Here is a 20,094-nt window from a genome sequence, read left to right as displayed (position 1 = left end):
TTCGTGGTAGGCCGGTGGGACACTGAGTCAAGGATGGAGTTTCTGAGATATGGGTAAGATATAGTTCATAGAGGTGATTGTTTTTCTTTAATGATGTGAGATGTAATGATGAATCGAGCAATAAATAAAGTAGGGCTTTTTCTGGGTATATTTTTAAGCAGTATGAGCTTCGTTGTGAATGCGGGGAAGCTTCTCCCTCCTTGGTACTTATTAAACAATCAGTTAAGTGCCACCTTAAATGCAGATCCTTGTGTACACGTAGGTAATTTAGCTGGTGATGGGCTTGAAATGGAAATTAAAGTTACAGTTTGTAATGAGGATAAAGCACGTGCATTAGCCTCTTTTATCAACCGTGTGCATGAATATGGAGATAAATTAGCAGTTACGGTCAAAGTTTATTCTGATTCTATTCCTGTCGAAGCAAATACACCCAGTACTCCAGATGAAGCTGTGGAACTGATTAATATAGCCCTCAAAGGGAATGAATATTTTGTGGGTGCAGGACTTGGCACACGACAACATGATGGGACTGCCTATGCACTATTTAAACCCATGGTTGTGCAATATTATGCTGATGACACAAGTGATTGGTATCTTAATAAGAATGAAGTAGCGGCTAAAGCTTTTGGGGCTGTGTTTAATATAGACCCATATATTGAGGGTGCGATTAAAATGTACGCCAGCACCGAAATTATCGAAGAAGATAAAAATAAATAAAAAATTGTATATCCCAGGTAAATACGTATCCTAACCTGGGATTCAGATATTCGTTATCCATCTTAAAATTGATTCATAAATTGTGCGAGCTTTGATTAATTTGTTACCAATGTGTTAGACTATATAAAAGACATCTAGTTGTCTTTTTGCCCACTAACGATACCTTTTATATATTTCGGAAGATGTTATGTCAAAATGTACCATTGGATTATTACTCAGTGCAGCACATATTGCTTATCGCATTGTGGGAAAGGACAATTCTCTGCGAATAGAGCATCGTCAGGGATATGTTTCTACAACGCAATTAAAAACTGATATTAATAGTTCGGGATACTGCATTACCGCGAAAACCAATGCTGATGTAAAACATTCTAGAGGTTTAACCGCCGTTCGTCTTGAACCAAACGATGATGAATCACCAGTCATCATTTCTTTCCGAGGAACAGATTCAATTAGAGATATGTTTTCTAATATGAATTTAATATTGACTGGTACAGTGGGAATAGAATTACAGGCAGCGGCTTTTGATTTTTATGCAGAAACCAAAAAGAAATTTCCAAATAGAGAAATAATATTAGTAGGACATTCTCTGGGTGGACACTTAGCTCAATATGTAGGAGCTAAAGCTTATGCCGAAGATCAAGACTTAAGAGAATCAAGAAGCCTACATGTTCGAACTTTTAATACGGCGCCTCTCGATTCACTTCATGGTCGTTGGTTGAGTGATAAACACCCTTCTCATTTTAGTCAATTTTGTAATTATAGATTGGATAGAGATGTAGTCAGTCAGACACCCGTTCAACAATATTATGGAAATACTTTTTCTTTTTGTACCGAAAAAGGTAGGTTAGCGGCCCATCCGTTGAGGGCGATGAGGACAGTTCTTCCTGAGGCGGTAAAAAATTTAAGTGTAGGCGGAACCAGTGTAGATAAAAGAGACTTGAATACCCTAAAAGAAGCCGTTATAGGTATAAAGGAAGCTTATGCGGCCCACATAAAGGGGCAATGGTTTTCTAAGTTTCGAATGGGTAGTGCAAATAAAAAAATTATAGATAATGCCTTAGATCTGGTAACAACGGAGTTGAATAAAGAACCGCCCGATTTTGAAACAGCAAAGGTTCAGCTAAGACTAGCTAAGCTGGGAGCACATGGAGCTACATCGCATAATTGTTTGAATTGTTTGATCAATGATATTGTTTATATCCAAGATAAACATAAGCCATTGTCTAAATCCTTGGAAGCTCAACCTAGAACCCCTTGAAGATCCTGATGAAGAGTCATACCGTTTAAGTGTAAGTGTTCATATACTACGGACTCCCAAAAAAGAAAAAATTCATTTTCCTGAGATTGAAGGATTTCATCGTTAAATTGATGCACTATTCAACGGTGGACAATGATACTCTTCGGTGCTCTCATTTTCAGGATTGATTGCTTGCAAAACAATCGGGAATTTCCACAAAGAATAGAGATGTTTCAATACATCCACGGTAGTATTCCCTAAAGGTATTCTATTTTGTTGCGTGTACCTTAAGGTCATAGAGCGATCGCCTTGGACGTCAACAGAGTAAATTTGAATATCGGGTTCCAAATAACCTAAATTATATTGTCTAGATAATGCTTCTCTTATTTTTTGATATCCTGGCTCATTATGAATTGCATTAACATACAGATCGGGACTGCGATCATCGTCAACAACATGAAATAATTTTAAATCGCGAATTAATTTAGGTGATAAATATTGGGCAATAAAACTTTCGTCCTTGAAATGGCGCATCGCATTATCCAGACTGCTTAACCAGTCAGTATTGGCCAAATAAGGGAACCATGCCTTATCTTCTTCAGTAGGATTTTCACAAATCCGTTTGATGTCTTGCATCATATGATAACCCAAAGTATAGGGATTAATGCCGCTGTAATATGGGCTATTGTAAGGTGGTTGCATGATGACATTGGTGTGACTTTGTAAGATTTCCAACATAAATTCATCGGTAACCAGACCTTCATCGTACAATGCATGCAAAATAGTATAGTGCCAAAAGCAGGCCCATCCTTCGTTCATCACCTTGGTTTGCCCTTGAGGATAAAAGTATTGCGCCATCTTGCGTACAATACGCACGATTTCTCTTTGCCAGGGCTCTAATAAGGGTGCATTTTTTTCAATAAAATACAATATATTTTCTTGGGGTTCTTCTGGAAATCGTTTTTTCTGAGCTTGTTCGGCGACTTGTCGACCTTGAGGTATGGTTCGCCATAATTCGTTAACTTGAGATTGCATGTAAATTTCGCGATTTTGTTGGCGAATTTTTTCTTCTTGAATGGATAAAGGGGCGGGATGTTTATAACGATCCACACCGTAGTTCATCAAGGAATGGCATGCATCCAAGATTGATTCTACTTCGTTAATACCATAACGTTGTTCGCATTCACTGATGTATTTTCTTGCAAATACTAAATAATCAATGATGGCATCAGCCGATGTCCACATTTTAAATAAATAATTGTTTTTAAAAAAAGAGTTATGTCCATAACAAGCATGAGCAATTACCAACGCCTGCATCGCCATGGTATTTTCTTCCATGAGATAGGAAATACAGGGATTTGAATTAATCACCAACTCATAAGCCAAACCCATTTGTCCTCGTTTGTAACTTTTTTCCACGCTGACAAAATGTTTTCCAAAGGACCAATGATGATAGCCTATAGGCATGCCTACGGAAGCATAAGCATCCATCATTTGTTCTGCGGTAATGACTTCTATTTGATTGGGATAGGTATCTAACTTAAAATCTTTGGCTATTCGTGCAATTTCACGATCATAGTCCTGTATTAATTCAAAGGTCCATTCTGCACCAGTTGATAATGGCTTCTTCTTTTTCATGCAGTCTTCCTTTTAAATAGCTCATGAAATACGGGGTAGATGTCTGCTACCGTATCAATATTCTCCATAGCAAAATTAGGATAGCGCTCTTTGACCAGTTGATAGACTTCCCATAAACTTTGATGATGGCGCGGCATGATTTCAATGTAAGCAAAATATTGCAATAAGGGCATAATCTTATCTTGCAATAGCTCCTGACAATAGGGTGAATCGGCATTCCAGTTATCCCCATCGGATGCTTGGGCTACATAAATATTCCATGCTTCAGGAGGATATCGCGCATCGATAATGGAACTCAGAAGTTCCAAAGCGCTGGAAACTACAGTCCCCCCCGTTTCTCTAGAATAAAAGAACTCTTCTTCATTCACTTCCTTAGCTGAGGTATGATGTCGGATAAATACAAGTTCAATTTTTTCATAATTTTTGGTAAGAAACATATAGAGGAGGATAAAAAAGCGTTTTGCAATATCTTTCTTGGCTTCATCCATTGAACCGGATACATCCATCACACAAAACATGACTGCTTGAGTTGAAGGTGATGGTACACGAACGCGAAAGTTATAGCGTAGATCAATGGTATCGATAAATGGCACTGTTTGAATTTTCTTTCTTAGATACTCAACTCTCTTCTTTAAACTTATTAATGCTTCAGCATCTGGAACGGGTTGTGCTTGTAGTTGTTCAAGTTCTTCTTCCGCTTCTCTTAATTGCTTTTTATAAGGGGAGGCCAAAGCAACTCGACGTCCAGTTGCTTGTTTCATCGAACGAAGAACATTAATATTGTTCGGGATGCCGCTGGTAGTTACTCCCGCCCTTACAGTTTTGAAGGTGCTAATACGTGCCAATTCTTTTTTAACTAAGTCCGGCAATTCCAGATCTTCAAAATATAGGTCCAAGAATTCTTCTCGAGATAATTCAAAAACAAAATTATCCTCACCTTCACCGCTGTCACTGGCTTCAGAACCATCGCCGCCACTCCCAGAACCGCCACTGGGCCTTCTTATTCGATCGCCGGTAATAAAATTATCATTACCTGGTAATACACGTTCAATGTGTCCGCCTTGACCTCGATGAAACCTAGGTTCAGAAATGTCTTTGGCTGGAATGGTAATTTGTTCGCCTTGGTCAATTTCGGTAATACTTCGTTTGCCAACGGCATCAGAGACAGCCCGTTTGATCTGATTTTTATAGCGGCGAAGGAAGCGTTGGCGATTAACCGTACTTTTTTTCCCCGCATTTTGTCGTCTATCAATCAATTGCGACATAATTTAGCCCCACATAAAATATTCTGTACCTATTTGTAGTTAGGGCGAAAGCAAACGCCTTAGCTCAAAGAAGCGTTTATCATAGGTCCCGGGTTACAGCATCCGCGTTCACCTAAACTACAAATAGCCAGTATTTCTCTCATAGGTATGAGAGAACCGTTTTTATTATTGTGACTTACGTACTCGCAAATACCATTCACAAAGCAAGCGTACTTGTTTGCGTGTGTAACCTTTATCGATCATTCGAGAAATAAATTCTTCATGTTTTTTCTTATCATCTTCAGATGCTTTGGCATTGAAAGAAATAACGGGTAATAAATCTTCCGTATTGGTGAACATCTTTTTCTCGATCACAGATCTTAGTTTTTCATAACTGTTCCACACAGGATTTTTGCCTCGGTTATTAGCACGAGCGCGCAAAACAAAATTCACCACCTCATTACGAAAATCTTTGGGATTTGATATTCCTGCGGGTTTTTCTATTTTTTCTAGTTCTTGGTTTAATAAAGCACGGTCAAAAATTTCACCAGTATCTGGATCTCGATAATCTTGGTCTTGAATCCAGAAATCAGCATAGGTTATGTAGCGGTCAAAGATATTTTGACCATATTCAGAATAGGATTCCAGGTACGCTGTTTGAATTTCCTTGCCAATAAACTCAACATACTTGGGTGCCATATATTCTTTGATAAATGCCAAGTAAGATTCTTGTACCTCTTGCGGAAACTGTTCTTGTTCAATCTGACGCTCTAGAACATACATTAAATGTACGGGGTTCGCTGCTACTTCACTATGATCAAAATTAAACACTTTAGATAGAATTTTGAAAGCAAAGCGGGTGGACACACCACTCATTCCTTCATCGACACCGGCAAAGTCACGGTATTCCTGATATGATTTTGCTTTCGGGTCGGTATCTTTTAAACTTTCGCCATTATACACGCGCATTTTGGAGTAAATGCTGGAGTTTTGTGGCTCTTTTAAACGGGTTAAGACTGAAAATTGCGCCAACATGTCCAAAGTGCCGGGGGCGCATTGTGCATGAGTCAGCGAACTATTATCAATCAGTTTTTGGTAAATTCTAATTTCTTCAGAAACGCGCAGACAATAAGGCACTTTGACTATGTTAATACGGTCTATAAATGCTTCATTGTTTTTATTGTTTCTGAATGTTTGCCATTCTGATTCATTCGAATGCGCTAAAATAATTCCTTCGAATGGGATGGAAGATAATCCTTCAGTGGCATTGTAATTGCCTTCTTGAGTCGCAGTTAATAGTGGATGTAACACTTTGATTGGTGCTTTAAACATTTCAACAAACTCTAGAAGACCGCGGTTTGCTCGGCATAAGCCACCAGAATAACTGTATGCATCAGGATCATCCTGAGAAAACTCTTCTAATTTACGAATATCAACTTTACCTACTAATGAAGAAATATCCTGATTGTTTTCATCGCCTGGTTCTGTCTTGGCAACGGCAATCTGTTTTAAACGAGAGGGTTTGACTTTAACTACCCTAAATTTACTGATATCTCCATTATATTCATGTAAGCGTTTAACGGCCCATGGTGACATTAAATATCGTAAGTAGCGGGAGGGAATTCCGAAACGTTCTTGGAGTAATTCAGCATCTTCTATTGGATTAAATAAAGACAAGGGAGATTCAAATACTGGGGAACCTTTAATGGCATAAAAGGGTGTTTTTTCCATTAAATCTTTTAATTTTTCAGCGATAGAAGATTTACCACCACCAACCGGTCCTAAGAGATAAAGTACTTGTTTGGTTTCTTCCAGTCCCTGGGCTGCATGTTTTAGGAAACCAACAATCTGCTCAATAGGCTCTTCCATGCCGTAAAAATCTTCAAATACAGTATAACGAGGGATGATTTTATTGGAAAAAATCCTTGATAAAACAGGATCATGGCGTGTATCAATCATCTCTGGTTCGCCTATAGCCATTAATAAGCGCTCCGCTGGATTAGCATAAGCAGACGGGTCATTTTTACACAACTCCAGGTATTCTTCCAAACTCATCTCTTCTTCTTTGTTATCTACAAAGCGTTTGGTATAACCAGTTAAAAAGTCTTGAGTGTTCATATGCCATCCCCTTTTATCCTTATATAAGGATATATTTGTGTTTCTTTACATTTACATTTATTGCATTTTACGGGTAAATGCAATAATGAATTTTCAGCTAACTTCGTTCTATTTATAAAGATTGACCTGAGAAGTTACCCCTTTATAATCATTATAGGCTAAACTAAGAAAATTGTTATATAACTCAATAAACTTAATCGCATTTTGCGTAGGATGTAATGATCATGCCTAACACTACCGTTTATTTAAAAAACTACCAGCCCCCTTTTTTTACAGTAGAGACTGTAAATTTAAATTTTGACTTGTATGATGATCATGCTTTGGTTAATAGTGAACTTAAGTTAATCCGTCAACATAAAGGTCCTTTGCACCTATATGGAGATGAGTTGGAATTGATAAGCGTGCATATGAATGGCCAAAAGCTGGAACCATCCGCTTATACCCTCGATGATGATGGGCTAATTATCGAAAATTGTCCCGATGAACTGATATTAAATATTGTAACGCGGATTTATCCTCAAAATAACACCCAATTATCAGGGCTTTATCGCTCCAATCATCTATTTTGTACGCAGTGCGAGGCAGAAGGATTTCGACGCATCACTTATTTTCTTGATCGACCTGATGTTTTGGCTACTTATACAACACGTATTTCTGCAGATAAAAAGCAATATCCTATCTTATTATCCAATGGTAATTTAATTGAATCTGGCGCCACTAACGATGGGCGCCATTGGGTAGTTTGGAATGATCCCTTTAAAAAACCATCGTATTTATTTGCTTTAGTCGCAGGAGATTTGGCTTGTGTTCAGGATAGGTTTACTACTTGTTCGGGTCGTACTATTGACTTACGTATTTACGTTGAACCTGGAAATGAAGATAAATGTGGTCATGCGATGGAGTCTTTGAAAAAATCCATGCGCTGGGATGAAGAAGTTTATGGTCGTGAATATGATCTGGATATTTTTATGATCGTAGCGGTTAGTGACTTCAATATGGGGGCCATGGAAAATAAGGGATTAAATATTTTTAACTCCAAGTATATTCTTGCGCGCCCTGATACCGCAACAGATCAAGATTTTGCAGATGTCGAGGGTGTGGTGGCCCATGAATACTTTCATAATTGGACCGGTAATCGAGTGACTTGCCGTGATTGGTTTCAGCTAAGTTTGAAAGAAGGACTAACGGTATTTAGGGATCAGGAATTTTCCCGGGATATGAATTCACGAGATGTGAATCGCATTATGGATGTCAGGGTATTACGAAGTGCTCAATTTCCCGAGGATGCAGGAGCAATGGCACATCCTGTGCGACCCGAGTCTTATCAGGAAATAAATAATTTTTATACGGCAACCGTTTATAACAAAGGGGCTGAAGTCATCCGTATGCAGCATACGCTGCTGGGCAAGGTGGGCTTTCGTCATGGCATGGACTTATATTTTAAACGTCATGATGGTCAAGCTGTCACTATCGATGATTTTGTAGCTGCAATGGAAGAAAGCAATCAGATCGATTTAACTCAATTTAAACGCTGGTATAGCCAGGCAGGAACTCCCGAAGTAACCGTTACTAGTGAGTATGCACAAGGTCAACTGACCTTAAAAATGAAACAAAGTTGTCCTTCAACTCCTGAATGCAATGATAAAAAACCATTTCATATCCCCATTAAAATTGCCTTATTTGACACTAATGGACATCAAATGTCGGTGGGGCACGATATTTTGGAGTTAAAGGAAGTGGAGCAAAGTTTCACTTTTACTGGCTTGAATGAAAAACCGGTCATCTCGTTATTACGCGAGTTTTCTGCCCCGATTAAATTGAAACACGATTTGAGTCAGGACGAGTTGCTCTTTTTATTGCGCCATGAAGTAGATGGTTATGCTAAATGGGATGCAGCACAAAATCTTATTTTGAATTGCATTAAGGAATGCTTGAATCAACCATCGAGTCAATGGAACATTCCATCTGATTTAATTTCTGCGTTTCAACATGTATTACTTGATGATTCACTTGATGCTGATCTTCGCGCAGAATTGCTAACTCCTCCAGGATTTGAGGATATTGCTACACGATTAGAAAGTGTGGATGTGAGTGCTGTAGAAAATGTCCGTGATTTTTTCCACCAGCAATTGGGTTGGTATTTGTATGAAGCGGCTCATTCTCTCTATGGGCAGTTATGGGAAATTGAGGATCATCGTATGAATGGTCCGGCATATGGACGTAGAAAATTGCGCAATGTTTGCTTATGGCTCATGATGAAAGCTAAGGAAGTTTCAACTTTAGACCTATGCCAACAGCAATTTATGGCTGCACAGACTATGACCGATCAAATTGCCAGTTTTTCCTTATTAGTTAATTGCACGAATCAAGGCTTACGAGAACAAGCAATTGATGATTTTTATAAGCAATGGTCTAAAAATGATTTGGTTTTGGATAAGTGGTTTGCTATCCAAGCGACCTGTGAGTTACCGGAAACGTTAACTCATGTGAACGTGTTATTAAAACACCCTGCATTTTGCATTAAGAACCCAAATAAAGTTCGTGCCCTAATCGGCGCATTTTGTATGGGAAATCCGCGTAATTTTCATGCTTTAGATGGAAGTGGTTATTCCTTTTTAGCTGAAATGTTAGTGACCTTAGATAAAATTAACCCGCAAATTGCAGCCCGTTTGGCTAATCCATTCACTCGGTGGAAGCGCTACGATAAAGCGAGACAGGCTTTGATGCGCAATCACTTAGAACAGTTGGCTAAGTTGGAATTATCACGCGATTTGGCGGAAGTAGTTTCTAAAAGTTTGATGGTAAGTTAACGAGTAATTTATAGCCTGGGTTACGGTTTCGTCTAACCCAGGCTACAATGTACATTAATCGTATGGTTAGAGTTCTATTTTAGAGTTTTCAGCTGGAAGTGAATTTAAATCATTGCAAAAATTACTAGGTTTTAACGTGTAATACAGACCTAAACCCACTTCACATAAAAAAATAAACAGCACAAGTACACCGAATAAGACACAAAGCATTTGTTTATTCTTTTTCTTTTTTTCATGGATCTTATCGAGAAGGGTTTCATTGCTGTGAAACAAACGGTCGCTGATTATTTTAATGACGGACGCTACAATTGCATCATGGCACTGATGATTTTCCAAAGCATGTAATTTGCTGATAGACGTTTGTAATACAACGGTTGTTTCCATTGCAATTACCGTCAGGGCACACGTGCGGTTTTGAATAACCCTCATTTCATCAATGGTTTCTCCAGCAGTCAGAGTCCCTATCAATTCAGAAGCAGAAGTTTTATTTTCTTTTTTATAAAGTCCAACAGTCCCGGAAACAATAATGAAAAAATCATCATTTAGCTCACCTTCTTTAAGCAAAACACTGCTTTTTCCAAAGGTAGATCGTGATGAAATCCCCATAAATGCTTGATAGTTTTCCTCGGATAAAGAGTTTAATAAGGGACTGTTTTTTAGAATATGTTTCTCATTTTCGGAAAAGTCGCTCATTGAATTTTCCTTAACTCAATAGAGTATTTTATTACGCTCCTTTGTTTCTCAATCATTGGAAGGGATTTGATAGACAAAAAAGCTCGGTTACTTTAATTATTTGTAGAGAGATGAATTTTTTTCAAGAAAAATTAAATTTTGTACTATTTTATTGGAAATACGACTCGCTCCTTGATAATTTGTCTGATAAACGTTTATCGATAAGTTTTTATTGTAAAAGTATGAGTAACAAGGCAACAAATTAAACAGATTAGGAGTGTAAAATGTCTCAGCGTTTTGCAGTTATGGGTAATCCCATTGCGCATAGTTTATCTCCGATAATTCATCAGTGCTTTGCCAAACAGCTGGATGTGCAATTGACCTATGAAAAAATTAAGGCTGATGATTCATCTTTTGAACAACAAGTATCTGAATTTTTTACTCTAGGAGGCAAGGGACTTAATGTTACTTTGCCATTCAAGCAGAGAGCTTTTGCGATGGCGCAACAATGTAGCTTACGTTGTACAAATGCTGGAGCTGCAAATACGTTATGGATGGAAGCAAATCAATTGCATGCGGACAATACCGATGGTGTTGGGATTATTCGTGATTTGCATCGCTATATCTCATTGTATGACAAAAGGGTATTAATATTAGGGGCTGGAGGAGCTGCTCGTGGAATAGTTTATCCTCTATTAGAATATCATCCAGCGGAGCTTATCATCGCTAATCGAACTTTAGCTAAAGCGAAAGACTTCCAACAAGCTTTCCCGCAAACAAAATGTTTGAGTCTCAATGAGGTGGAAGGACCATTTGATTTGGTGATTAATGCAACTTCTGCCAGTTTGGCGGGCGAGTTTGTGGCGTTACCTACAGAATGTATGTCAGCAAAACCATTTTGTTATGATCTGTCTTATAAACAAAACAATATTACGGCTTTTGTCCAATATGCTCGTGATTTTGGCTGTGAGGCAGTGGATGGTTTAGGCATGTTAGTAGAACAAGCTGCTGAATCCTTTTTTATTTGGCACGGAATGATGCCCGAAACTGAAGAAGTCCTGACCTTATTGCGTACTCCAGGATAACTTGAAGATTAACCCCGGATGTGCTGCATCAGGGGTCTGCTTCGTAATTGAGGAAATTACTCAAAAAAGGCCATAACTTCTTTGGCATTATTGATGGTGTCTTGAAAACCTAGCTCAAGCAAATCGCGCGTGTAGTCCCGTTCAAAAAGAACAAAACTTAACAGATCACCAGAATGTTTTTTCTCTCCTAAAATATTGAGGAGGTAACGGAGCAAAGTAGGAAGCGCTTTAAAATGGTTTTGTGCTAAAGGAGCTAAATCTTTACTTGGACGTAAATGTAAGGTCGTAATCGGCCGCCATGGAGAGCGACGCTTTTTCCACATCCCCAGTAACATCGCAATTTCATTCATTCGATTGACCATTTCAATATCACGGTCAAGATTGTCCAAAAACAGCGCATTGAGCATGTTCCCAAAAATATGCGAAAAAGGAATGTCATCATGATTACGTAACGTTTCCTGCTCAACAAAGGTAGGCAGGGCTCGGGTTCCTAAAATTAGAATTTTATCAACTTCAAAACGTATAGAGCCTCGAAGTGGCGCAGCCAGACCCACGCTACCGTCACCGTAGTGAAAACCGTCGAGTAACACTGTGGGAAAAAATAAAGGTAAGGCACTCGATGCTAAAATATGCTCAGCCTGGAAACTAACACGTTTGCTACCGTGTCGTGGATAATTCCAGTCCATAAATTCAGGATTATTGTGTTCGTAAAAAGAAATAGTCTGGCGAGTTTCGTAACAATTACTGATTATTTCTAGAGTATCGAGATAGCCTCCACTTATATTTTGTGCAATTTTATTGAAATCAAGGCCATCTGTTATCATCTCTTTCAGAGGTGTTGTATCAAGTAAATGCGCCGCTTGCCGTTGCTTAATCATCATTGTGCTCATATTGCGCATCACTGATTTACTTAATGCAAAGTTACTGGCTCTATAGACGTGTTGGCAATGAATTTCACTCCAAATAGTCTCGAGTTTATCAAGTGCCGTTGGAAAGTCATCGGCATTTTCCGCAAGCACTGCTGCATTCATACTTCCCACGCTTACGCCGCTGACCATTTCGAAGGGTAAAGTTTTAACTTGTAATATGTGGCCAATGGCTTTCAAAACACCGGCTTGATAAGCGCCTCGAGCACCACCACCTGCCAAATAAAGGGCTTTTTTAGACATAATGATTTTTTTTATCGCATTTATTTAGTCTCTATGAGGAAATATAGTTGAGTTTATACTGGATTAGCAAGTTCTCGTTTATATTGGAAAAAAAATTACCAAAAACGTGGTGAAATAGTATATTATGTTGTCCTGAACAAAATGTATAATTGGTGGTCACGTTGAGAGAATTTGAGATTACTAATGCTCTATTCGAGGCAACTGTAGTCCTTGAAGAAATACAACGCCCAATTGATTATGGGGTCGAACTCTCATTCTCTAAGGCAGATCCTGAAAAAGTCTTAAAGAAAGTATTATTTTTATCGCAACTTATCAAAACCACAGGTGGTTCAGGAAAGGCAATAATGCAGATTAGTTCTTCTATAAGAACTTTTAATAATATTGCTCCTACTGACTCATTGAAGCTTGGATTAGGTATCGGTTCAATTGCTTTTGCAGTATTGGATTTTCTTCTTATCCCTTTTATTTATCTTACCTGTTACCTATTAGGTGAAAAAATTCCTGCTGATAGGAACAATAATGCGAAGTGGTTTGCTTCTGCAGTATTGTTAGCACTGACGATCACTTCGATAGCTGTTCCTCCTATTGCATTAGCAATTGGCTTTACTTCATCGTCAATAGCATTTCTTTTAAGCATATTTTTATTAGGTAGAACAATCCAGGAACGTTGGCGTTTGGGTAAAGAACGAAGAGCAACTAGAAAATTAATTGTCGAGGCTGAAGAGAAAATAAAATTGATTCAGACAGAAGCAATAACGCTGAGAAATGCATTAAGTGATGGAATTAATGAACAGGAGCTTATCTTTTTATGTGACCAGATTTCATCGTTACAAGCTCGTTTTAATCCAAAAAAAGATCATCTGATTAAACTTAAGTTAAAAGAGTTGGATTTGAACAACAAAATAAAAAATGCAGGATTTGTACAAATCATGGATAAGGGAGTTGGTTTTAGTTTGTCTGCATTGGCTTTAATCGGCTTAATTGTGTCCTTATATTTTCCGCTGGTAGGATTGGGGATATTAACCGCAGTATCCGTCATTTCACTTGCATACCTTGTAGCGCGATTGATTGTACCGATTATACAATTAGGAAAATGGGTAGTTAACAAAATTAGCTCTTTAGTTAGCGATAGCGTCGATGATTTAACGCAAACGTATAAGCCTAAGGAAGAGTACTCAACCGATTTGATGTTAGGATGTTTTTTTGGGGGGGGGAAAGAGGCAAATGAGTCCGCGCAAAATGTATCTAAAGACGATGCGGATTTATCATTCAAAAGTACAAGTCCACTATTTCAGCCTATGAAAAGTTCGCTAAATAAAGTCGAAAAGGAAAATCGATTAGTTCTGAATTAAATCTATTCATCTTAAACTTGATTTTCACAGCACGAGATAAGTACCTATTAATAAATAGCTTTTTCTTTTATCATGAGATTTTGGAGACACTTATTTTTAATCCGAAGTTCATTGCAAAAAACTAAAAACTCCTTTAACTTAAAAATTTACCCCCCAAAAGGAAAAACTCATGGTGAATATACTTCGCGAGCAACCCCGTGCATTTCACATGATTTTTATGTTGGAATTATGGGAGCGGTTTGGGTTTTACACTGTGCAAGGGATTTTAACTTTATTTTTTATTCGCTATTTGGGTTACAGCGATATGGTTTCTTATTATACCTTTGGTGCCTATTCAGCTTTAGTTTACGGTATGGTAGTTATTGGTGGGTATTTAGGGGATAGAGTATTAGGCACCAAACGTACCATTGTTCTGGGGCTTATTGTTTTGGCAGCAGGTTATTTTTCTTTGGCACTTACTGATAAAGAGCATGTATTTTTTGCACTGGGTTTAATTTGTGTTGGAAATGGCTTGTTTAAAGCAAATCCATCGAATTTACTCGCTAAGTGTTATGAGGAAAATGATCCGCGTTTGCATGGTGGTTTTACCTTGTACTATATGGCAATCAATTTGGGAAGTATGATTGCATTATTTGCTGGCCCAGCAATTTCAAGTCGTTATGGTTATTCTTATGCTTATTTGATGAGTGCGATTGGTTTATTAATTGGTTTGGCAAATTATTGGCTTCAACATCAATTTGTTGCTCATATCAATACTGATGCGGACAAACGAAGAATTTCGTTTGTCCACTGGTTGTTGATATTGATTGGGATAGTCTGTCTCACCGAGGGGTCTGCTTATTTATTACAACATGTGATGCTTACAAAAAATTTGTTCTGGTTTATTACCATTGTGGTAATCGCTTATTACTTATTCATGATTCGTAATGAAAGCAAAATGATTAAGATGCGTATGTTGGTTGCTTTGGCCTTGATGTTAGAAGCCATCATTTTCTTTACTTTGTATCAACAAATGCCAACATCTTTAAATTTGTTTGCAGTGCATAATGTAATTCCCGTTTTCTTTGGAATTACGATTGATGCCCAAAGCTTCCAAGCGCTAAATCCTATTTGGATTGTATTGATGAGTCCTGTTTTGGCCTATTTTTATAGTTTCCTTCATAGAAAAGGCATAGAGTTTTCTATTCCTTATAAATTTTCTTTAGGAATGACGATGTGCGGAATTAGTTTTTTAATGCTCTTTTTTGCGCGCTATTTTTACACCGATCAGGGGATGGTCTCTTCTTGGTGGTTAATTATTAGCTATCTATTTCAAAGTATTGGTGAATTATTGGTATCAGCACTGGGGGTGGCTATGGTTGCAGAATTGGTACCTCCCCAAATTGCTGGATTTGTGATGGGGATGTGGTTTTTAACCTCTGCAATCGCCGGATTTATTGGTGCTACCGTCGCATCCTATACCGCACTCCCTGAGCAAATTAAACCTGGAGTCGGCTCATTAATGATTTATACTCATGTATTTGCTTGTATCGGTATTGTCACCCTAATTATTGCTTTCCTTATGTGGTTATTGTCACCACGACTAAGTCGTTATATTTCAGGAAAAAAAACAGACGTGCAGCAAGAGGCAAAAGAGGCTGAATACTCTGTATCTAAATGTTTTATGATTCAGTCAGGATTTGAACAACATTAAGAGACAGGATTTTTAGAATTCGTATTTCATTTAAGTCTTAGTTATTGAAGATGCGTCAACCTAAATCCGTACAGAATTTAGGTTGACGAAATTTATTTACCTCCAGTGACCGCGACCCCCTCGCCAACCACCGTGCCAACCAGTTCGATGCCAATTGCCATGCCAGCCTCTGTTCCAGCTACGACCACCCCAATAGCCCAAACCTATACCCCCCAGTCCTAAGCCCAAACCAGAATAATAGTAACGTCCAGGGTAATAATAACGACTAGGGTAATATCCTGAATAATAATAGTTGTTTGGATAATAGCCTGAATAGTAGTAGCCATTATTGGGATTTGCAGTGACATAACAACCACTTAAAAAAAGTGTAGGTACAAACACTAATACTGCGATAATAATTTTTTTCATGTTCGCTTCCTTACTCAATGTTCGCACATTAATTATACGATATGAATATAAATTGATCAAAAAGAATTTCAATTGCAAATGGCATCGGGTAAGTTGTTTATTTATTAAGACATTTTTTAAGATGGCTTGGATAAACTATGTTCATCTCGGAGAGTTCTATTGTACTATGCAGTGTAATTATGGAGTAAAGTTGAAAGCAGTTACGAAAAATGAGTATCCCAATCAATCTGCATTCTCAAAAATTAATAAAGAAATATTTATCAGAGGCTCAAGTTCACTCACGTGAGCTTAGAACTATTGCTACATCTGGTGATCTTCTGACGTTGATATCTTGGTTAAATAAAGAGCCCAAATACCCCAGGAAATCAAAGGAACAACACCAAAAAATTGAGTTTATTCTTGTATCATTACGAACGGCATTAATGCAGGATTTATTTCTTGCTATGAAAGGGGATGATGTTAAGCTTCCTCAAAAAGAGGAGCATAATACTCCGATCGACAAAATTAAATTCACTTTGCTCACTATGGCAGGTATTTTGGTCGCAGCATGCCAGGGATTTGATGGCATTGTGACGATGTTGAGTATTTTCAACCTATCTTCCTCAATGATTCTTGCCGCTGGATTTGCATTCTCCTTTCTTTCCGTAATTGTTTTTTGTGGATTTGACTTAGTAAAAGTCTCGAAAGCTTTTGGAGTTAAACTTAGTGAAGCCTATAAGTTATTAGATGCATACTTTTTGCAATTAAAAATGATTAAATCCATTAGAAAAAAAATAAATGAATATTCACTTTCAGATTTATCTCCAGACAATTTAAAACAACTGGAATACATCATTTCTATGCTGGAAAATCGTTTTACTTTTCTCACTGAAGAAAGTAAGCAATTTGAGTTGGCCCTCACAAGTGAGAACATGAGTATAGCTAAGGCTCTTATTTCGGGCGTTTCGGGGATTTTGTTCTTTGGTGGAGGGTTCTTCGCGGGCCAATCAGTAGCTCTTTTCATGTCTGGTCTTCTAATAAACCCATTAACTCCTGCTTTTTGGCCTGTAATACTTTTTAGTGCCTTGGTTGGATTAGCGGCATTTAGCATTTATTGGTATGTTGAGCGTCCTGGACTGGACAAATTAGTAAGCAGTTGGTTTGGTCTAAATGAAGAGAATATCCAGAAATTATGTGATAAGAGTTTAATAAATAGAGAAATTCATAAATTAGAGCGTCTAAAAACAAAAGTTATTGATGCTGCTCGATTAGCTAAGAGATTAACTCAAGCTGGAGGGCACATGGATGTTGATGAGGAACTGGTTATTGATGATTCTGTTCATGAGCGAATTGCTATCGATATACGAACCAGTGGAAATTATTATTCTTTTCTTAAACCCCAGGAGCCTTCCGCCGTACGACCGAAAATTTCTTGTGAGCAGGAACATATAGATCCGTCGTGCTGTTTTATGTAATATATAATCGATATAGATAATATTGAATGTGTCGACTTTTTAAAGTTAAATATTCAGGATATCTTTTACAAAGGGGATGGTTATTTTTCGCTGTGCAGCAAGAGATGCGTCATCTAAGCGATTAAGCAAATGATGTAGGTCATGCATATTTCGAGAGCATCTATTCAGCAGGAACTGACCCACACTTTCTGGTAAATCAAATCCTCTTTTTAGTGCATGCAATTTCAAAGTATTAATTTTATCTTCGTCACTTAATTCCATCAATTGAATTACCAAACCCCAACTTAATCTCGAGCGTAAGTCAGCCAGTTGAATCGGAATGGTGGTAGGGGATTGGTTTCCGGAGATGATTAAAATACTTTTTTCCATGTCCTTGATTTTATTATACAAATGGAATAAAGCTTCTTCCCACTCAGGATCTTTGGCTATAACGTCTATATCATCAATACAGATCAGCTCTTGGTCTTCAACGCCCTCTATGGCTTGTGGACCCCATTCTTTGAGAAAAGTCAAAGGGAGATAGATTGCAGATTGAGAATCTATGGCTTGACAACACGCTTGTAATAAATGGGTTTTGCCGCTCCCTGAATTTCCCCAAAGGTAAAGCAATCGGTCTTCTCTATGAGTGAGCATGTGATGTAATTGCTGTTGCAGCAGTTTATTACTTCCCCAATTGAAATCAACAAGGGTTGCCTCATCGTTTAATTTTATCGCTAATGCCAACTGCTTATTCATTATGATGGTTCTTTTTTGGGATACGCTTTTTTGCCCCAAGTCCATATATAATCAATATAAGTAATCGCTGTTGTAAACGTTGTCAAAATGATTAGAACATTGAGCAAATAAGAAGGAAATTCAAAATAAGCTAATTCAAATAAACAGGAAGTAACTAGAATGAGTTGTAATGCAGTATTGATTTTACTGAGCAATGTGGGTTGAAAATCAAGTTTGCGGCGAACAAATTGATACCAGGCAACTACCCCCAAAGAAATTGTTAAATCCCTTAGGAAAACCAAAATGACAAGCCACCAAGGCAACAGACCAATTAAAGCTAAAGAGATAAAGCTGGAAGCAATTAATAATTTATCTGCCAGCGGATCAACAAAAGATCCAAAAAAGCTTTGCCAGTTAAAACTACGGGCTAAAAAGCCATCCAAGCCATCACTTAATCCGGCAAATATAAATAAATAAAAAGCGATAACGTACTCATGACGGTATAAATAAAATAGGAAAGGTGCGATTAGTAATAGACGCAATAAAGTTAGAGCATTTGGTATGTATTTTAGGATCATAGGCCATACGATGATTTAATTACCCTCATTTGCTCAGCACCTTAAATAGGTGAATGGCTTAGAAGGGGATATATGTTTTTGCTAAACTGTAAAGTCTAGTGTATACAATACTCGTAGTTCTGTCACTTATGTTTCTCTTCATTTTTACGATACATAATTAATGTATTGCCAATCATTTGTACGAGTTCGGCTTGTAATTGCTGGCATAATTCATCTGCCATAATAATTCTGTCTTCCCTTTCTGCCCCGTTAATTTTCACTTTTATTAGTTCATGCGAAATTAATGCAATATCCGTTTCCGCAATAACGGCTTCAGTTAATCCTTTCGCTCCAAGAAGCACGACGGGTTTTAAATGATGTGCTTGGGCTTTAAGCGATTTTTTGAGTGCAGTATCCACTGTAATGTTCCTTAAATACACTCCAATAACATAGCTATTTGGAGACTGAATGATAAAATGGTAAATTATTGCACGTTTTGCTGGGAAAAGGTAGTGAAATTCAGTATCATAGGTCAAATTGATACTCTATATAAATTTATGAAGCGTACTAAAAGCAGTAAGCGATGGTTGCAAGAGCACTTTGATGATGTTTATGTTAAGAAAGCACAAGCAGAGGGCTATCGTAGTCGCGCTATATACAAGTTAAAAGAAGTAGACGAGAAAGAGTCTTTGCTCAAACCAGGGATGACTGTAGTTGATCTAGGGGCAGCTCCTGGCGGGTGGACACAGTATGTTTCTGAGCGGTTGCAAGGTCGCGGGCGTATCATTGCCCTCGATATTTTGCCTATGGATGCCTTACCTGATGTGGATTTTATTCTTGGGGATTTTCGGGAAGATGAAGTGCTGCAAAAGTTAAAAGATTTAATCCCAGAACATAGTGTTGACTTGTTATTATCAGATATGGCCCCAAATATGAGTGGTACAACTGCAATTGATATTCCACGAGCGATGTATTTAGTTGAATTGGCTTTTGATTTTGCAGAAAAAATGCTAAAACCAGGAGGTTCCATGCTAATTAAAATCTTTCATGGCGCTGGTTTTGATGATTTAGTAAGACAAGCAAGAGCTTCTTTTGAGAAAGTAGTGATTCGAAAGCCCTCAGCTTCTCGCTCTCGCTCAAAAGAAACCTATTTGCTGGCAAAGGGATACAATTTATAGTAACTTTATGATTTAAGAATTCGATCATAATATAAAAGCTGTACG

At 37.9% G+C, this 20,094-nt stretch carries 17 protein-coding genes; 8 read left to right on the top strand and 9 right to left on the bottom strand.

The window, feature by feature from the left end; all coding sequences use genetic code 11:
* The first annotated feature begins 105 nt into the window (after positions 1-105).
* Positions 106-717: a group-specific protein gene (locus ACWTEW_RS08925; RefSeq protein WP_454781334.1), complete on the top strand. Its 612-nt coding sequence runs from the start codon at positions 106-108 to the stop codon at positions 715-717.
* 187 nt (positions 718-904) lie between these two features.
* Positions 905-1,978, top strand: a complete 1,074-nt coding sequence (locus tag ACWTEW_RS08920; protein WP_454781333.1) for a lipase family protein — start codon at positions 905-907, stop codon at positions 1,976-1,978.
* A 102-nt stretch (positions 1,979-2,080) separates the two neighbouring features.
* On the opposite strand, the gene ACWTEW_RS08915 is transcribed toward ACWTEW_RS08920, so the two are convergent.
* The 3 genes from ACWTEW_RS08915 to ACWTEW_RS08905 all read right to left on the bottom strand — a co-directional run bounded on the left by ACWTEW_RS08915 (position 2,081) and on the right by ACWTEW_RS08905 (position 6,957).
* The gene (locus tag ACWTEW_RS08915; protein WP_454781332.1) at positions 2,081-3,595 is read right to left on the bottom strand and encodes a SpoVR family protein; all 1,515 of its coding nucleotides are present in this window, start codon (positions 3,593-3,595) and stop codon (positions 2,081-2,083) included.
* Positions 3,592-4,860, bottom strand: coding sequence for a YeaH/YhbH family protein (locus ACWTEW_RS08910; RefSeq protein WP_454781331.1), 1,269 nt, complete (start codon positions 4,858-4,860; stop codon positions 3,592-3,594). Before ACWTEW_RS08910 ends, ACWTEW_RS08915 begins: the two co-directional genes overlap by 4 nt.
* 165 nt (positions 4,861-5,025) lie before the next feature.
* The gene (locus ACWTEW_RS08905) at positions 5,026-6,957 is read right to left on the bottom strand and encodes a PrkA family serine protein kinase (protein ID WP_454781330.1); all 1,932 of its coding nucleotides are present in this window, start codon (positions 6,955-6,957) and stop codon (positions 5,026-5,028) included.
* Between the two features lie 224 nt (positions 6,958-7,181).
* Between ACWTEW_RS08905 and pepN the strand changes: the two genes are divergently transcribed.
* The gene (pepN, locus tag ACWTEW_RS08900; protein WP_454781329.1) at positions 7,182-9,767 is read left to right on the top strand and encodes an aminopeptidase N; all 2,586 of its coding nucleotides are present in this window, start codon (positions 7,182-7,184) and stop codon (positions 9,765-9,767) included.
* A gap of 66 nt (positions 9,768-9,833) precedes the next feature.
* Here the strand turns inward: pepN and ACWTEW_RS08895 are convergent, their stop codons facing one another.
* Positions 9,834-10,460 carry a cyclic nucleotide-binding domain-containing protein gene (locus tag ACWTEW_RS08895; protein ID WP_454781328.1) on the bottom strand — a complete coding sequence of 209 codons (627 nt, stop codon included), beginning with the start codon at positions 10,458-10,460 and terminating at the stop codon, positions 9,834-9,836.
* Between the two features lie 263 nt (positions 10,461-10,723).
* On the opposite strand from ACWTEW_RS08895, the gene aroE reads away from it, so the two are divergent.
* Positions 10,724-11,524 carry a shikimate dehydrogenase gene (aroE, locus tag ACWTEW_RS08890; protein ID WP_454781327.1) on the top strand — a complete coding sequence of 267 codons (801 nt, stop codon included), beginning with the start codon at positions 10,724-10,726 and terminating at the stop codon, positions 11,522-11,524.
* Positions 11,525-11,580: 56 nt separating this feature from the next.
* On the opposite strand, the gene ACWTEW_RS08885 is transcribed toward aroE, so the two are convergent.
* Complete coding sequence (locus ACWTEW_RS08885) at positions 11,581-12,693, bottom strand: patatin-like phospholipase family protein (RefSeq protein ID WP_454781326.1); 1,113 nt, start codon at positions 12,691-12,693, stop codon at positions 11,581-11,583.
* Positions 12,694-12,845: 152 nt separating this feature from the next.
* Between ACWTEW_RS08885 and ACWTEW_RS08880 the strand changes: the two genes are divergently transcribed.
* Together ACWTEW_RS08880 and ACWTEW_RS08875 are read left to right on the top strand one after the other, a co-directional pair.
* Complete coding sequence (locus tag ACWTEW_RS08880) at positions 12,846-14,045, top strand: hypothetical protein (RefSeq protein ID WP_454781325.1); 1,200 nt, start codon at positions 12,846-12,848, stop codon at positions 14,043-14,045.
* Positions 14,046-14,214: 169 nt separating this feature from the next.
* A complete protein-coding gene (locus ACWTEW_RS08875) occupies positions 14,215-15,738 on the top strand; it encodes an oligopeptide:H+ symporter (RefSeq protein ID WP_454781324.1) in 1,524 nt (507 codons plus the stop codon).
* Positions 15,739-15,834: 96 nt separating this feature from the next.
* Here the strand turns inward: ACWTEW_RS08875 and ACWTEW_RS08870 are convergent, their stop codons facing one another.
* Positions 15,835-16,146, bottom strand: coding sequence for a hypothetical protein (locus ACWTEW_RS08870; protein WP_454781323.1), 312 nt, complete (start codon positions 16,144-16,146; stop codon positions 15,835-15,837).
* 209 nt (positions 16,147-16,355) lie between these two features.
* Here ACWTEW_RS08870 and ACWTEW_RS08865 point away from each other — a divergent pair, with 209 nt between their 5' ends.
* The gene (locus tag ACWTEW_RS08865; protein WP_454781322.1) at positions 16,356-17,600 is read left to right on the top strand and encodes a hypothetical protein; all 1,245 of its coding nucleotides are present in this window, start codon (positions 16,356-16,358) and stop codon (positions 17,598-17,600) included.
* Positions 17,601-17,645: 45 nt separating this feature from the next.
* On the opposite strand, the gene hda is transcribed toward ACWTEW_RS08865, so the two are convergent.
* From hda to yhbY, 3 genes are all read right to left on the bottom strand, one after another.
* A complete protein-coding gene (gene hda, locus ACWTEW_RS08860; protein ID WP_454781321.1) occupies positions 17,646-18,335 on the bottom strand; it encodes a DnaA regulatory inactivator Hda in 690 nt (229 codons plus the stop codon).
* Entirely contained in the window at positions 18,335-18,892 is a 558-nt protein-coding gene (locus tag ACWTEW_RS08855; RefSeq protein WP_454781320.1) for a CDP-alcohol phosphatidyltransferase family protein, read from the bottom strand. Before ACWTEW_RS08855 ends, hda begins: the two co-directional genes overlap by 1 nt.
* A gap of 122 nt (positions 18,893-19,014) precedes the next feature.
* Positions 19,015-19,290 carry a ribosome assembly RNA-binding protein YhbY gene (gene yhbY / locus ACWTEW_RS08850; RefSeq protein ID WP_454781319.1) on the bottom strand — a complete coding sequence of 92 codons (276 nt, stop codon included), beginning with the start codon at positions 19,288-19,290 and terminating at the stop codon, positions 19,015-19,017.
* A gap of 138 nt (positions 19,291-19,428) precedes the next feature.
* Here yhbY and rlmE point away from each other — a divergent pair, with 138 nt between their 5' ends.
* Complete coding sequence (gene rlmE, locus ACWTEW_RS08845) at positions 19,429-20,049, top strand: 23S rRNA (uridine(2552)-2'-O)-methyltransferase RlmE (RefSeq protein WP_454781702.1); 621 nt, start codon at positions 19,429-19,431, stop codon at positions 20,047-20,049.
* The last annotated feature ends 45 nt before the right edge of the window (positions 20,050-20,094 follow it).

Source organism: Legionella stuttgartensis (assembly GCF_977063405.2).
The sequence above is the reverse complement of the archived record's forward strand: the minus strand, read 5'-3'. Positions and strand labels throughout refer to the sequence as shown.